This is a genomic window from Clostridium sartagoforme (assembly GCF_039521405.1).
GTDB lineage: Bacteria > Bacillota > Clostridia > Clostridiales > Clostridiaceae > Clostridium > Clostridium sartagoforme.
The window spans coordinates 83,697-99,364 of record NZ_BAAACH010000003.1 but is presented as its reverse complement, the minus strand read 5'-3'; the positions used below and the strand labels follow the sequence as shown (position 1 = coordinate 99,364).

Annotated in this window: 13 protein-coding genes and 1 other annotated feature; of the genes, 11 read left to right on the top strand and 2 right to left on the bottom strand. The window is 29.3% G+C overall.

Going from position 1 to position 15,668, the window contains the following annotated elements:
• The first annotated feature begins 90 nt into the window (after positions 1-90).
• Entirely contained in the window at positions 91-1,821 is a 1,731-nt protein-coding gene (locus ABDZ60_RS01235; protein ID WP_343775196.1) for a Na+/H+ antiporter NhaC family protein, read from the top strand.
• Positions 1,822-1,893: 72 nt separating this feature from the next.
• On the opposite strand, the gene ABDZ60_RS01230 is transcribed toward ABDZ60_RS01235, so the two are convergent.
• Entirely contained in the window at positions 1,894-2,349 is a 456-nt protein-coding gene (locus ABDZ60_RS01230) for a DUF5680 domain-containing protein (protein WP_016206912.1), read from the bottom strand.
• 236 nt (positions 2,350-2,585) lie between these two features.
• Here ABDZ60_RS01230 and ABDZ60_RS01225 point away from each other — a divergent pair, with 236 nt between their 5' ends.
• On the top strand, positions 2,586-4,352 hold the full coding sequence (locus ABDZ60_RS01225) for an aminopeptidase P family protein (protein WP_343775194.1): 1,767 nt from the start codon (positions 2,586-2,588) through the stop codon (positions 4,350-4,352).
• Positions 4,353-4,430: 78 nt separating this feature from the next.
• Positions 4,431-4,742: a hypothetical protein gene (locus ABDZ60_RS01220; RefSeq protein ID WP_046999926.1), complete on the top strand. Its 312-nt coding sequence runs from the start codon at positions 4,431-4,433 to the stop codon at positions 4,740-4,742.
• A 24-nt stretch (positions 4,743-4,766) separates the two neighbouring features.
• Here ABDZ60_RS01220 and ABDZ60_RS01215 read toward each other — a convergent pair whose 3' ends face one another.
• Positions 4,767-5,270: an FUSC family protein gene (locus tag ABDZ60_RS01215; protein ID WP_343775191.1), complete on the bottom strand. Its 504-nt coding sequence runs from the start codon at positions 5,268-5,270 to the stop codon at positions 4,767-4,769.
• Between the two features lie 129 nt (positions 5,271-5,399).
• Between ABDZ60_RS01215 and ABDZ60_RS01210 the strand changes: the two genes are divergently transcribed.
• The 8 genes from ABDZ60_RS01210 (at position 5,400) to rsmA (ending at position 15,599) form a co-directional block, all read left to right on the top strand.
• On the top strand, positions 5,400-5,741 hold the full coding sequence (locus ABDZ60_RS01210) for an SdpI family protein (RefSeq protein ID WP_040436630.1): 342 nt from the start codon (positions 5,400-5,402) through the stop codon (positions 5,739-5,741).
• Positions 5,742-5,795: 54 nt separating this feature from the next.
• Positions 5,796-6,032, top strand: a binding site (T-box leader).
• 81 nt (positions 6,033-6,113) lie between these two features.
• Positions 6,114-8,057, top strand: a complete 1,944-nt coding sequence (gene metG, locus ABDZ60_RS01205) for a methionine--tRNA ligase (RefSeq protein WP_016206907.1) — start codon at positions 6,114-6,116, stop codon at positions 8,055-8,057.
• Between the two features lie 134 nt (positions 8,058-8,191).
• Complete coding sequence (metG, locus tag ABDZ60_RS01200) at positions 8,192-9,820, top strand: methionine--tRNA ligase (RefSeq protein ID WP_046999929.1); 1,629 nt, start codon at positions 8,192-8,194, stop codon at positions 9,818-9,820.
• A gap of 298 nt (positions 9,821-10,118) precedes the next feature.
• Positions 10,119-11,729, top strand: coding sequence for a Na/Pi cotransporter family protein (locus ABDZ60_RS01195; RefSeq protein WP_343775185.1), 1,611 nt, complete (start codon positions 10,119-10,121; stop codon positions 11,727-11,729).
• Positions 11,730-11,908: 179 nt separating this feature from the next.
• Positions 11,909-12,694, top strand: a complete 786-nt coding sequence (locus ABDZ60_RS01190; RefSeq protein ID WP_016206904.1) for a TatD family hydrolase — start codon at positions 11,909-11,911, stop codon at positions 12,692-12,694.
• A 258-nt stretch (positions 12,695-12,952) separates the two neighbouring features.
• Positions 12,953-14,005 carry a resuscitation-promoting factor gene (locus ABDZ60_RS01185; protein WP_016206903.1) on the top strand — a complete coding sequence of 351 codons (1,053 nt, stop codon included), beginning with the start codon at positions 12,953-12,955 and terminating at the stop codon, positions 14,003-14,005.
• A gap of 194 nt (positions 14,006-14,199) precedes the next feature.
• Positions 14,200-14,754 carry a ribonuclease M5 gene (gene rnmV, locus ABDZ60_RS01180; protein ID WP_016206902.1) on the top strand — a complete coding sequence of 185 codons (555 nt, stop codon included), beginning with the start codon at positions 14,200-14,202 and terminating at the stop codon, positions 14,752-14,754.
• Positions 14,754-15,599, top strand: coding sequence for a 16S rRNA (adenine(1518)-N(6)/adenine(1519)-N(6))-dimethyltransferase RsmA (rsmA, locus tag ABDZ60_RS01175; RefSeq protein ID WP_343775181.1), 846 nt, complete (start codon positions 14,754-14,756; stop codon positions 15,597-15,599). Before rnmV ends, rsmA begins: the two co-directional genes overlap by 1 nt.
• The last annotated feature ends 69 nt before the right edge of the window (positions 15,600-15,668 follow it).

Here is a 15,668-nt window from a genome sequence, read left to right as displayed (position 1 = left end):
ATTTAGAGTATATTAGAGCCTTGAGTGAAACTCAAGGCTTTTTTTTGTTCTGCTTTTTAATTATTTATTTAAACATTGAAGGAGAAAAATATGAATAATAAAAGAAACTTAAGAATATTATTGATTACAATAATATTAACATTACAATCAACATCTATAGTTTTTGCAACGGAAGTAGATACAGCTACATCTAATGCTAATCATTATGGATTCTTAACTTTAATACCACCAGTTATTGCAATAGTATTAGCCTTTTTAACTAAGAATGTTATTATATCTTTATTCATAGGAACACTATCAGGAGCATTTTTAGTACAGTTAGTAGATAAATCTTTTTTTACTGCTGTTATTCATTCATTTTTAGATTTAGTATCTAGATCTTTAAACTCTCTAGCAGATCCTTGGAATGCAGGAATAATACTACAGGTTTTAGTAATAGGTGGAGTTATTCATTTAGTTGCTAAAATGGGTGGTGCTAAAGCTGTTGCAGAAGCATTAGCCAAAAAGGCCAAAACTGCAAGAAGTACTCAAGTAGTAACTCTTTTATTAGGGATAGCTGTGTTTTTTGATGACTATGCTAATTCATTAATTGTTGGACCTATTATGAAGCCAGTTGCAGATAAAATGAAAATATCAAGAGAAAGATTAGCATTTATAATAGATGCAACAGCAGCGCCTATTGCAGGATTAGCTATTGTATCTACTTGGATAGGGCTAGAGGTTGGATTAATAAAGGATGCTTTTTTAAATGGTGTAGGGAAAGAAGTTGATGCATTTGGAATCTTCTTACAAACTATACCTTATAGATTTTATAATATATTAATACTAGTTTTTGTATTTATCACTTCAATATTATTAAAAGAGTTTGGGCCAATGTATAAAGCAGAAGTAGCTGCAAGAAGAAGAAGTTTAAATTCGGAGAATGATAGTGAGGTCGCAGTTGATTCTAATATGGATCATGATGATCTTGAACCAAAGGAAGGAGTAGAGTTAAGTATATGGAATGCAATAATTCCTATAGGAACATTAGTTATTACAGCTTTAATATGTTTTTATTTTAGTGGATATTCTGCAATAATGGGTGGAGAAGATAGTGCTCTTCAGCAAATAATGAACAGCTCACCACTATCATTCAAAGCTATACAAGAGGCATTTAGTGCATCGGATGCATCAATTGCATTATTCCAATCAGCTTTAATAGCAAGCGTTGTATCTATAATAATGGGAGTATCTAAGAAAATATTTACTATTTCAGAAGCTATAGACACATGGATAGATGGTATGAAACCTCTATTAATAACAGGTGTAATATTATTATTAGCATGGTCATTAAGCTCTGTAATAAAGGATTTAGGAACAGCTAAATATTTAGTTTCGTTACTTTCAGGTTCATTACCTAACTTTTTACTTCCAAGCTTAATATTTATATTAGGAGCAGTTATTTCATTTGCTACAGGAACTGCATATGGAACTATGGGAATATTAATGCCTCTAGCAATACCATTAGCGTATTCTATGAATCCAGATATGAGTTACGTGATTGTTAGTACAAGTGCTGTATTAACGGGTGCTATTTTTGGGGATCATTGTTCGCCAATATCAGATACAACAATCCTTTCATCAATGGGATCTGGATGCAATCATATTGCTCATGTAAATACGCAAATATGGTACTCACTGTTTATAGCAGTAATAACTATTTTGTTTGGATATATTCCAGCAGGATTTGGAATAAAGTGGTATGTAGTACTTCCAATAGCTGTGATAGCGGTTTATTTAGGAATTCAAGTCTTAGGTAAAAAGGTTGAGGAATCAGTGTAAATAAGTTTTACAAAATAAAGAGGAAGTTTTGCAAGTATATATACTTGCAAAACTTCCTAAATTTTTTTGCTATTATTTAAGATTTCCTCCATGAAAATAAAGTTTAAATATTTGTGTTCCTTTATGATATATTGCTTCAACACCATTAAAAGAAGCAATATCACCATCCCAAGTACATTCATAAACAAAATCTTCATCCTCAAAATGTCTAGGTCCTCTAAATGGACAATCATCAGATACTTTTTTTAAAGCATCTTTTAAGAATTTACTAAATCCAGAAGGAGTTTCTTTAACAAGAACTTGTCCTTTATAATTCATCCCCCAACAAATTTTTTCATTATCCCAAACCAATTCTTCACCTATAAAATCTTTGTTTCCAACAAAACTATCAAGATAGTAATAATTAAATTTTTTGTAAGCATAGTCTTTAGAATTTGGTCTAGAAGATTCTTCTTTTTTTGCTCCTGAAGCATATGTATTTCTTTTAGCCTCTACAATAAAGCTCTTAAATTTAGATTGGTCTCCCATATAAGCCTTCCCCCCTTGTATACGTTACATAAATTATATACGAAAAACTTAATCGAATCAATAAATTTTCAGAAAATACAATATATTAAGAATTTTCGATTTAACTATATAAGCTGAAGATAGAGTTATATTATATTAATTATGTAGATTATTAACTAAAACATATATATAATATTGAATATAAAAATAAAGAAGTGATAGAAAATAATTTATCATTTTAATTAGGGGGCACTAACGTGAGTAATTTAGAAAAAATTAGAGACATTATGAAAAAAAATAATATAAATTATTATATTATTCCAAGTAGTGATTCACATCAAAGTGAATATGTAGCAGATTATTTTAAAGGAAGAGAGTTCATATCAGGTTTTACTGGCTCAGCAGGAACTCTATTAATAGGACATCAGGATGCTTATTTATGGACTGACGGAAGGTATTTTATTCAAGCTGAGAAAGAACTTAGAGGAACTGGAATTTCACTTATGAAAATGAGAACTTCAGGATATCCAACTATTGAGGAATGGATTAAGCAAAATATTAAAGAAGAAGAAACTTTAGGATTTGATGGTAAGTTGTTTTCTGTTAATCAATATAAAGGTTTTTTACATATAGCTAATGAAAATAAGTTTAGATTAAATATGAATAATGATTTATTAGAGGAATTTTGGGCTACAAGAAGCGAACTTCCTAAAAGTAAAATATTTATACATGAAGAAGTATATTCTGGTAAATCTGCTTTAGAAAAATTAAGTGAAGTTAGATACCATATGAAAGAAAAAAAAGCTGCAAATTATATAATATCATCATTAGACGATATAGCATGGCTATGTAACATAAGAGGAAACGATATAAAGTTTAATCCTGTTGCTCTTGCTTATGTAATTGTTACTGAAAAGGATACAAATCTTTATATAAATAATAATAAGATAGATAACGAAACCAGAATCAAATTAAATAGCCAAGGCATTAACATATATGAATATGATGAAATAGAGGAGCACGTTAAATTAATAAATGAAGCTACTATAATAGATGCAAGTAAGTTAAATGCTAAAATATATTCACTATTAAGTAAAGATATAGAAATAATAGATGAAATTAATATAACAACAAGACTAAAAGCAGTTAAAAATGATATTGAAATTTCTAACATAGAAAAATCTCAAATTAGAGATGGAGTAGCTATGGTTAGATTTATTAAGTGGTTAAAAGAATCAATAAAGAAAGAAAAAATAACTGAGATATCAGCAAGCAAGAAATTGACAGAGCTTAGAGCGATGGGTGAAAATTATAAAGGTGATAGTTTTAATACTATAGCCGGCTATAAAGACCATGCAGCAATGATGCACTATTCAGCTACAGAGGCAACAGACTATGAATTAAAAGCAGAAGGAATGTTTCTTGTAGACTCAGGAGCTCAATATCTTGATGGAACAACAGATATAACAAGGACTTTTGTTTTAGGAAAGCTAACTTCTGAAGAAAAAAGAGATTTTACTCTTGTGTTAAAGGGACATATAGCTTTAGCAACAGCCAAATTCCTAAAAGGAACAACTGGGATGAATTTAGATATATTAGCAAGAAGACCTCTCTGGAACTATAGAATTGACTATAAGTGTGGAACAGGTCATGGTGTAGGATATTTTTTAAATGTTCATGAAGGACCTCAAGGAATAAGACCAGAAGGAAATACTACAGCTTTAGAAAAAGGTATGATAATAACCAATGAACCAGGAGTCTACAAGGAAGGAAAACATGGAATAAGAATAGAAAATACACTTTTAGTGGTAGAAGATATGAAGTCAGAAGAGTTTGGAGAGTTTTATAAGTTTAATACAATATCATATTGTCCAATAGATTTAAACGGTGTAGATATATATATGCTTACAAATGAAGAAAAAGAATGGTTAAACAACTATCATAAAATTGTATTTGAAAAATTAAGTCCATATCTAAGTGAAGAAGAAGTTAAGTTCTTAGAAGGTGAAACTAGAGAGATTTAAATTTATTTATGTATTCAATGGCTAGAGGAATATTTAATATTAATCTAGCCAAAATAACCATGAAGGGTGGTTAGAATAATGAAGAAATTTATTACTATTAGTTTGGTTTCCTTATTTTTATCATTTATTATATTTACTCAATCAGTATATGCAGTAAATATATTTGAGGAAGGAGTATATAAGGTTTCTGACTTAAATTTTTCAAATGAAAGATATACAGTACAAAATGTATCTGAAACAGATAGCATTTATTTACAAGTATTTGATGAAAATCAAATAATTCTCCAATCTATTAGACTTCCGGCTAAATCAGATAAGTTTAATTTAACTTTTTTATTACCAGATTATAGGATTGTAATAGTCGGCAAAGGAAATGTTTATATTTCTTAAAAATTGCGGAGGAATTTTTTTATATTATTTATTTTCATTTGGTTCATCCATTTTTTCAAGTTTTTCTTCTGGAGGATTTATATATCTATTTATTAATATTCCGATAATAACTCCTATAGCAGTTTCACCTGTCCTTCTTATAGAATACATAATAGGATTAGCAACGGCAGGATCTACCAAAATACTTAAAACAACTATTGATGCAATGACACAAGCAGCAGGTTTTTTTATTACATTACAAATATAAATAATTAGACAAACATTTACTGCAGATATAATTGTAGAAAATGAATGTAAATTAAGTTTGCTTATAGCAAGTAACATAACAATACCAAGAATACCACCAAGAAAAGTACCAATTAATCTATTAATTCCGGTATGCACCGAATTTTCTATGGTACTTTGCATACAGATAATTGCTGCAATTGGTGGGTTTAAGGCACCTGGAAATAATAATAAACATATTAAAACGGCTATACCAGTTTTTATGTTTCTAGAGCCTATATTAGGTACATTTAAATTATTCATACTTAAACACCTCCATACAAAATTATTATATCATATAAATTTAATTAAATATAATATATGACATATTTGGTAAATAAGTATATAATTATGACTATAAATAAAAAAGATAAAGAGTTAGGATATTATAATATGAATTTTTGGATTTATTTAATATTGATAGAACTAATACCAATAGCGCTATTTGTTATAGGTGGAATTTATGAAACTAAATCTACGAATTACCCAGATACTAAAATTGGGTATAAGACTGAATATTCGATTAAAGATAAGTTTTCTTGGGAATATTCTAATAAAGTGGCTGCTAAGATTTATGGAACAGTAGGAACGATATTATTTATAATTAATGCAATAGTATTACTTATAATAGGGGAAAAGTCATTCAATTTTTTATTATTAGTTAATTCATTTATGGTTATTTTAGATAAATTAATAATAGATAAATTATTAAAGAAAAAATTTGAAAAAAGATGATATGATAAAAATAATTGACAGTAAAATTAATATAGAATATCATAATAATAAATAAAGAATGCAATGAAGAGAAGAGTAGTAAAGGAGAATGTCTAAAGAGAGCTAGGTTAGGTGAAAGCTAGTGGCATAAAGCTTTATGAAGATGGCCTTGGAGCATATTTTCTGAGCAATATAGCTAGGAAAATACGGGAGCAACCGTTATATTGCAAGGTGATGGCATGTCACCTATTGAGATATTTATCGCAAGATAAATATGAATTAGAGTGGTAACACGTATAATACGTCTCTATGTAGGTTTTAATATACCTATATAGGGACTTTTTTATTATTCAAGAATTTATAAAGAAGAAACGATTAAGGGAGGAAAATGGTATGTGTAAGAAGACATATTATATTACTACACCAATTTATTATCCATCAACTAAACTTCATATTGGAAACACTTATACTACTGTAGCAGCAGATGCTTTAGCAAGATATAAGAGATTAACAGGGTATGATGTGATGTTTTTAACAGGAACAGATGAGCATGGACAAAAAATACAAAGAATAGCAGAAGAAAAGGGAATAACACCTAAGAAACATGTAGATGAAATAGTAGCAGGAATTAAAGATTTATGGAAGATGATGAATATCAGCTATGATAAATTTATAAGAACAACTGATGATTATCATATTAAAGCTGTTCAAGATATATTCAAAAAGCTATATGATAATGGAGATATATATAAGTCATCTTATGAAGGTTTATACTGTACTCCTTGTGAATCCTTCTGGACAGAAACTCAATTAGTTAATGGAAATTGTCCAGACTGTGGAAGACCAGTAGAAAAATCAAAGGAAGAAGCTTATTTCTTTAAGATGAGTAAATATGCTGACAAGTTAATGGAATACATTGAAACTCATCCAGATTTTATTCAACCAGAATCAAGAAAAAATGAAATGGTTAATAACTTCTTAAAACCAGGATTGCAAGATCTTTGCGTTTCAAGAACAAGCTTCAATTGGGGAGTTCCAGTTACTTTTGATGAAGGACACGTAGTTTATGTTTGGATAGATGCCCTTTCAAACTATATAACAGCTTTAGGATATGGAAGCGACAACAAAGAGCTTTATGAAAAATACTGGCCAGCAGATGTTCATTTAATAGGTAAGGACATATTAAGATTCCATACTATTTATTGGCCAATTATGTTAATGGCTTTAGATTTACCACTACCAAAGCAAGTATTCGGACACGGATGGTTACTTGTTGATGGTGGAAAGATGTCTAAATCTAAAGGTAATGTAGTTGATCCAGTAACTTTAGTTGAAAACTTTGGAGTGGATGCAGTTAGATACTATTTATTAAGAGAAATTCCATTTGGAGCAGATGGATTATTCAATAATGAAATATTTATAAAGAAAATAAACTCTGATTTATGCAATGATTTAGGAAACCTATTATCTAGAACTGTAGCAATGATAGAAAAATACTTTGATGGAGTAGTTCCAAATAATAATGTTAAAGAAGCTATAGATAATGAATTAATTAATTTAGCTTTAGAAACTCCTAAGAAGGTTAATGATGCAATAGATAAATTAAGAATACCAGAAGCTTTAGAATATATATTTGATTTAATAGGAAGAGCAAATAAATATATAGATGAAACTACACCATGGATATTAGCTAAGGATGAAGAAAAGAAAGAAAGACTTGGAACAGTTTTATATAACTTAGTTGAGAGCTTAAGATTTGCTTCAGTACTACTATCTGCTTTCTTACCAGATACAAGCAAGAAGATAAATGAACAAATAACTGCAAGCAATGTTACTTTTGAATCATTAAATAGTTTTGATGGAACAGTAGTTGGAACTAAGGTCCAAAAGGGAGAAGCACTATTCCCAAGAATAGATGTAGATAAGAAATTAGCAGAATTAGACGCTTTAAGAGAAGCTCAATTAGCTGCTAATAAACCAGAAGAAAAAAGAGAAATAACTCCAATTAAAGAAGAAATAACTATAGAGGATTTCGAAAAAATAGACTTAAGAGTAGTAAAAGTATTAGCTTGTGAGCCAATAAAGAAGGCTAAGAAATTATTAAAACTAACTGTAGACTTAAATGGGGAAGAAAGACAAGTGGTTTCAGGAATAGCACAATACTATAAGCCGGAAGAGCTAGTTGGTAAATATGTAGTATTAGTAGCAAACTTAAAACCAGTAACACTAAGAGGGGAACTATCACAAGGAATGATATTAGCAGCATCAACCGATGGCGATAGTTTACTAAAGGTAGTAAATCCAGGGGAACTACCAACAGGAAGCGTAGTAAGATAAATTAAAAATTAAGAATAAAGAATGTAAAATCGAGGAAACAATTCAGCCTTTATGAATTATAAAAATATAAGACTCAGCCTAAGCTGAGTCTTCTCCTTAATTCTACATTCTTAATTCAAACAAGGGGGTTTTTTATGAATATAATAGTAGGAAATGCATGGCCTTATGCAAATGGACCATTACATCTAGGAAGAATAGCAGTATTACTACCTGGTGATATAATTGCTAGGTATCATAGACTTATGGGTGATGAAGTTATATTTTTATCTGGAACTGACTGTCATGGTACACCAGTAACTATGAAGGCTAAGGAAGAAGGAATAACTCCATTAGAAGCAACAAAAAAGTACCATAATGAATTTAAAGAATGCTTTGATAAGTTAGGATTTTCTTTTGATATATTTGCAAGGACTCATTCAGAGTATCACGAGGAAAGGGTTAAGAAATTTATACTGGAGTTATATAATAAGGGATATATATATGAAAAGGAAATAGAACAAACTTATTGTGAAAGTTGCAATGAGTTTTTATCCGATAGATATATAGAAGGAAAGTGTCCGCATTGTGGAGAAATAGTATCTGGAGATGAATGTGAAAGTTGTTCTGAGATAATTGAAGCAGAAGACCTTTTAGATAAAAAGTGTAAACTTTGTGGAAATGAAACAGTAGTTAAACAAACAAAACATTTATTTTTCTCTCTTTCAAGTTTTGAAAATGATGTTAGAAGACTTTTAATTAGACAAAAGGGTTGGAGAGAAAACGCTGAAAAAATAGTAAAGAGATATTTAGATGAAGGATTAAGGGATAGAGCAGTTACAAGAGATTTTAATTGGGGGGTAGATGTACCTTTAGAAGGATACGAAGATAAAAGGATATTTGTTTGGATTGAGGCAGTTATGGGATATTTAACTGCGAGTATGAAGTGTTTAGAAGAAAAAAATGAGGACTGGAAGGAATATTGGCAAGGAGATGATTCAAGAGTTTATTTTGTTCATGGCAAAGATAATATACCTTTCCACACAGTTATATTTCCAGCTATTCTAGCAGGACTTGGAATAAAAAATCCTAATTTAAGAGTTATATCAAGTGAATATATGAAATTAGAAGGGAAAAATTTCTCATCAGTAAAAAATTGGGCTATATGGGCAGATTATATAGTTGATAATTATAATGTGGATGAGTTCAGATATTATTTAGCTTTAAATTCTCCAGAGATTAAGGATACAGATTTCACTTGGAGGGATTTTATAAATGTAGTAAATAGGGACTTAGTAAGTTCCTTAGAAGGTTTTGTTAAGAAAATCATAGATTTTATAAATAAATACTATGAAAGGGAAGTACCAGTAGGAATTACATCAAATGATTTTAGAAATGAAATACTTAACCTATATTTCGAAGTAGGAGATAATATAGAAGAAGGTAAATTTAAAGTTGCAATTTTAGGTATAATGAATTTTATAAAAAAAATGAATAAGTCTTTTGATGAAGAATATCAAGCTATATACACAGAGGTAAATAGAAAAGGAAATAAAAATAAAATATATGAGTATATTCAAGCTGTTGTAAATATATCAAATTTATTAGAACCATTTATGCCATATACTTGTAAAAAGATAAGACTTTCATTAAGACTATATGACCCTATTTGGAGTTATTCAGAAAAGAAAACTGGTAAAATTTTAGAATTAGAGAATTTATTTAATAAAATTGATAGAAAAAGGGCTTCAGAAGAAGTAAAAAGATTAAAAGAAGAAAGAAATTAATTTAATAAAGGAAAAACCCTAGATTAAATCACTTTGGGGAATAATTTAATCTAGGGACCATTAGATGGTTTTAGGGGTAAATAATAATGCTTTAACTACTTTACAAATATTATAATACAGCAATAATATGACAATACCGTGACAAAAGTATAAAAAAATTGTGAATACTTATCAAGTTATTAGTTTTAACAAGAATTTAACATTCTATCTATATTTACAACTACGAATATTAATTGTATATTAAGTTTGGTAATTAATAATTTTAATATATAAATTATAAATTTATAAGGAGAGAGTCATGGATAAGTTTGCTATTTTTACAGGTTTGCTAGGGGGATTAGGACTATTTCTATATGGAATGAAGCTTATGGGGGATGGTCTAGAAAATGCTGCTGGTGAAGGCTTGAAATCTATATTAGAGAAATTAACAAGCAATAAGTACATAGGGGTATTAGTTGGAGCAGCAGTTACAGCAATAATACAAAGTTCAAGTGCAACTACTGTAATGATTGTTAGTTTTGTAAATGCAGGATTAATGAATTTACTTCAAGCTGCAGGAGTAATAATGGGAGCTAATATAGGAACAACTATTACAGCTCAAATGGTATCATTCAAGTTAGATGCAATTGCACCAATATTTATAGGTGTAGGGGCAATAATATTACTTGTAGCTAAAAAGAAAAGAGTTAGAGATATAGCTAGTATAGCTTTAGGTTTTGGAATTCTATTTATGGGAATGGGTGTAATGTCAGATGCAATGAAGCCAATAGCAGAAGCAAGCTGGTTTAAAGAATTTGTAATAGTAGTTGCAGATAATAGCATATTAGGACTACTTGCAGGACTGGGAATGACTGCTGTTGTTCAAAGTTCATCAGCAACAACAGGTATTTTAGTTGCATTAGCGACAACAGGAGCAATAGATATGCGATTAGCATTTCCGGTAATACTAGGTTGCAACATAGGGACATGTGTTACTGCAATATTAGCTTCATTAGGGGCAAATAGAACTGCAAAAAAAGCAGCAATAATACATTTATTATTTAATACAATAGGAGCATTAATTTTCTTACCATTTATAAGTCCATTTATAAGATTAGTAGAATCAACTGATCCATCAAGCGTGGCAAGGCAAGTTGCAAATGCACATACTATATTTAATGTTACAGTTACTGTATTATTACTACCATTATCAGCATACTTAGTTAAAATAGTTAATAGAATACTTCCAGGAGATGCGGAGATAGAAAAAGAAGGAGCTATTTATTTGGATAAAAGTTTATTAGAAACTCCAATAGTAGCAAATGGCCAAGTTTTTAAAGAAACTTTAAGAATGGCTACAAAAGCAAAAGAAAATGTAGCATTAGCTATGGAAGCATTTACAAATAGTAATATGGATTCTGCAGATAAAGTATATAAAAATGAGAAAATAATAAATGCATTAGAGAAAGACATAACAGATTATTTAGTTGAGTTATCTCAATTAGAGTTACCTGAGGAAGATATTAAGCTATTTAGTTCAACATATCATGTAATTAATGATATAGAAAGAATTGGGGATCATGCAGAAAATATAGCTGATTTAGCAGTAGAAAAAATAAATAAAAACATACATCTTGGAAGTAGTGCTAAAGAGGAGTTAACAATTATTTTTGATAAAACTATGAAAGCCATGGAAATTGCTATTGAAAGTTATAATAATAAAAAAATAATGGCTCCAATTGAAATAGAGCAAATAGAGGATGAGATAGACGAACTAGAAAAGAAGTTTAGAGAAAATAATATAAAGAGATTAAATGAAAAGTCTTGTTCAGCTGCATCAAGTGTAATCTTCTTAGATTTATTAAGCAACTTAGAAAGAATAGGGGATCATGCAAATAATATCGGAACTTCAGGAAAAAAGAATAAATAATAAAAATAAAATGTGATAAAAAATTAAGCCCATCTACTTTGGAAAATCCTTAGTGGATGGGCTTGTATATTAGATTCAGCAATTTCTTCATTGTTTCATTTTTAATTATTTTAATTTGAAAAATTCTACTTATGGTATAATACTTATAATAAATTAATATATACGATGGAGGAATTGAAATGGAAAATAAATACGTAATATTTGATACACACGCGCATTATGATGATGAAGCATTTGATGAAGATAGAGAAACTATTCTTAAGCAAATTAAGGATAATGGTGTTATAGGAATATTAAATTGTGCATCAAGCTACAAGAGTATAGAAAAAACAAATAAATTAACAATAGAAAATGATTTTATATATGGAGCATTAGGAATACATCCTGAGAATGCAAATGAATTTAACAGTAATGTAGAAATAGAAATTATTGATTTAATTGAAAAAAATAAAAAAATAATTGCAATAGGGGAGATAGGATTAGATTACTATTGGGATGAAAATCCTTCAAAAGATATACAAAAGCAGGTATTTAGAGAACAGATGAGGTTAGCAGAAAAATTAAAATTACCAGTTATTATCCATGATAGAGAAGCTCATGGAGATACCTTAGAGATTATAAAGGAGTTTCCAAATGTTAATGGTATAGTTCATTGTTTTTCTGGAAGTGTTGAATTTGCAATGGAATGTATAAAACTTGGATACTACATAGGCATAACAGGAGTAGTAACTTTTAAGAATGCTAAAAAAATAATAGAGGTAGTAAAGCATGTCCCACTAGAAAAATTGCTAGTTGAGACAGATTGTCCATATATGGCCCCTGCACCAAACCGAGGAAAAAGGAATAAATCAGACTATATAGCTTATATAATAGAACAAATTGCTTTAATAAAGGAATTGGAACCGAAAGAGGTAAATTTAGCTGTAAATGACAATTTTAAAAGGTTGATTCAAAATAATATATAAAGTACAATTAAAAAGTAACAATTTGAAAAATTTAACAGTAACAATTGTTTATCAATATATAGGATGAACTGTTTAAAGAACAAATCTACTTTAGAAAAATTATAAACTGCAAATTTGCTATTATTTATAAATTATATTTTAATTATGCATATGATGCATTCATCCGCAGTTTTATTAATGCGAGAGGTCTTAAATTTGACAAAAGCGCTTAATTCCATTATAATTCAAAAGACGCTCTTGCCAAGGGAGGTAAAGTAGATGGTAGAAAAATGTAAAAAATATCTAAAAAATAATTTTTCTAACGGTCCAAAGGCAAAAATACTGATAGGAACAATAGCAGTTGCTATTATTTTATCAGCGACGTTCATAAATATGCGAAAGACAATAACAATGAAGATAGACGATAAAGAAGAGACTTTTGTCACATATAAAGGGACTGTTGAAGATGTGTTGAATTCTAAGGGAGTAGAGGTTAGTCCTAAGGATAAAATTCAACCAGCTTTAAATAGTAAGGTATCTGAAGGAGATACAATATCTATTAAGAGAGCTGTTTCAATAGAATTAACTGTAGGAGATAAACAAATAGAAGTTTACACTGCAGAAGATACTATTGAAGAAATGCTAGAAGTAGAAAAGGAAGAACTTAAGAATCAAGGGATTGAATTTAATGAAGGATTAGATGAAATAACTCCTACATTAAATACAGAAATTACATCTGATTTAAAAGTTAACCTTGTTAAGGTTGAGGTAAAAAAAGAATTAGCTAAAGAAGCTATAGATTTTGATGTAGTAGTTGAATCTGACTCTAACCTTGATAGTGGACTAGAAGAAATAAGACAAGATGGAGCTTCAGGAGAAAAGGAAGTTACTTATGAAATAGTTTACAAAAATGGTAAGGAATTTTCTAAATCTATAAAAAGCTCAAAAGTATTAGCAGAACCAGTTAACAAAATAGTTGTACAAGGAACAAGGAAGACCCTTGCAAGTAGAGATGGCCAGCTATTAAATTATAAGAGCGTAATATATTGTGAATCTACAGCATATAGCGGAGGTGGAACTACTGCAACAGGAACTGTACCAGTTAGAGATCCTAATGGTATAAGCACAATAGCAGTTGATCCAAGAGTTATTCCTCTAGGAAGCTTAGTATATGTAGAAGGATATGGCAGGGCTGTAGCTGCAGATACTGGTGGAGCTATACAAGGAAATATTGTTGATGTATATGTTAATTCTCAAGAAGAAGCATATAATAGCTGGGGAAGGAAATATAACGTTGCTGTTTATATTTTAGCGTATCCAGGAGAATGGTAAAATAAAAATGGGCACGGCTTAGGCTGTGCCTTTTTTATGGACAATTATTGAGTAGATTTAGACTAATAAATATTTATCATAATTACTTATTTTAATTCTTATTTCGTTTGACATAATAAGTATATAAGGATAAATTAATATTTAGATGTGAAAGATAAAGGAATTTCTTAATTAATAGAAAGGAAGTTAATATTTTGATTAAAGAAGTTATAGTTGTTGAAGGAAGAGATGATATAACCGCTGTAAAACAAGCTGTAGATGCCGAAGTTATAGCTGTAGGAGGATTTGGAATAAATGCTAGAGTTATAGAAAGGATAAAGGAAGCACAAAGAAGAAAAGGCGTAATAGTATTAACAGATCCTGATTTTGCTGGAGAAAAGATTAGAAGTATAATTGCTAAAAGGGTAAAGGGAATAAAACATGCATATATAGCTCAAGAAGACGGAATAAAAGGCGATGATATAGGCGTTGAAAATGCATCTCCAGAAGTAATTATAGAAGCTTTAAATAGAGCAAAGATATCAGAAGAAATAATTGAAGAAATATATACATCAGAAGATATGTTTCATTTTAAGCTTACAGGCGATGCTGATTCAAAGAAAAGAAGAATTATTCTAGGAAAAGAATTAGGAATTGGTTACGGAAATTCAAATCAAATGTTAAGCAGATTAAATAAATACTCTATAACAAAAGAAGAGTTTATTACTGCTATAGAAAAAATTGAAAAATTTTTAGAGGTGAAAGAATAATGGAAATACAGGATATAAAAACAGCAGAATTAGTTAAGAAATATAATTTTAAATTTTCTAAAAGTTTAGGGCAAAATTTCTTAATAGATGATTCAGTTCCAAAAGATATTGTGGCAGGGGCTGAGGTTAATGAAGATGACCTAGTTATAGAAATAGGTCCAGGAGTGGGGACGTTAACAGCTCAATTACTAAATAAAGCTAAAAAGGTAGTTGCAATAGAATTAGATAGTGATCTTATACCTATTTTAAATAAAGAAATAGGTGATAATCCTAAATTTACATTAATACATAATGATGCTTTAAAAGTTAATTTTAATGAAATAATAGGAGATGAAGAAAGTGTAAAGTTAGTAGCTAATTTACCTTATTATGTTACAACTCCTATAATACTAAAATTATTAAAAGAAGACTATAAATTTAAATCTTTAACTATAATGATACAAAAGGAAGTAGCAGAAAGGATGAATGCAGAACCAGGTAATAAAGATTATGGTTCACTTTCATTATTAGTTCAATATTATTGTGATACCAAGATAGTAAGAAAAGTAGCACCGCAATGCTTTATACCAAGGCCTAAGGTAGATTCAATAGTGATAAGATTAGATAAGCTTACAGAACCTAAGGTAAGTGTTAAAAGTGAAAAGCTATTTTTTGATATAATAAGAAGTTCATTTAATATGAGAAGAAAAACTCTTTGGAATGGTGTGAAAAATATCGGGTTAAGCAAAGAAAAACTAGAACTAGCCTTTAATGAAGCAGACATAGATCCAAAAAGAAGAGGAGAAACATTATCTATACAAGAGTTTGCAGTTTTATCAGACAAAATTTATGAAAAAATGGAATAAGATTAGAGGTGATTTTATTCAGTTCACAATTCACGGTTATTTAAGTTAAAGGTAACAGGGATTAGGGAA

Bases quoted from the DNA above. Each gene is read 5' to 3' on its own strand.
- ABDZ60_RS01235 (WP_343775196.1), top strand. From the start codon at position 91: ATGAATAATAAAAGAAACTTAAGAATATTATTGATTACAATAATATTA.
- ABDZ60_RS01230 (WP_016206912.1), bottom strand. From the start codon at position 2,349: ATGGGAGACCAATCTAAATTTAAGAGCTTTATTGTAGAGGCTAAAAGA.
- ABDZ60_RS01220 (WP_046999926.1), top strand. From the start codon at position 4,431: ATGAAGAAATTTATTACTATTAGTTTGGTTTCCTTATTTTTATCATTT.
- ABDZ60_RS01215 (WP_343775191.1), bottom strand. From the start codon at position 5,270: ATGAATAATTTAAATGTACCTAATATAGGCTCTAGAAACATAAAAACT.
- ABDZ60_RS01210 (WP_040436630.1), top strand. From the start codon at position 5,400: ATGAATTTTTGGATTTATTTAATATTGATAGAACTAATACCAATAGCG.
- metG (WP_016206907.1), top strand. From the start codon at position 6,114: ATGTGTAAGAAGACATATTATATTACTACACCAATTTATTATCCATCA.
- metG (WP_046999929.1), top strand. From the start codon at position 8,192: ATGAATATAATAGTAGGAAATGCATGGCCTTATGCAAATGGACCATTA.
- ABDZ60_RS01195 (WP_343775185.1), top strand. From the start codon at position 10,119: ATGGATAAGTTTGCTATTTTTACAGGTTTGCTAGGGGGATTAGGACTA.
- ABDZ60_RS01190 (WP_016206904.1), top strand. From the start codon at position 11,909: ATGGAAAATAAATACGTAATATTTGATACACACGCGCATTATGATGAT.
- ABDZ60_RS01185 (WP_016206903.1), top strand. From the start codon at position 12,953: ATGGTAGAAAAATGTAAAAAATATCTAAAAAATAATTTTTCTAACGGT.
- rsmA (WP_343775181.1), top strand. From the start codon at position 14,754: ATGGAAATACAGGATATAAAAACAGCAGAATTAGTTAAGAAATATAAT.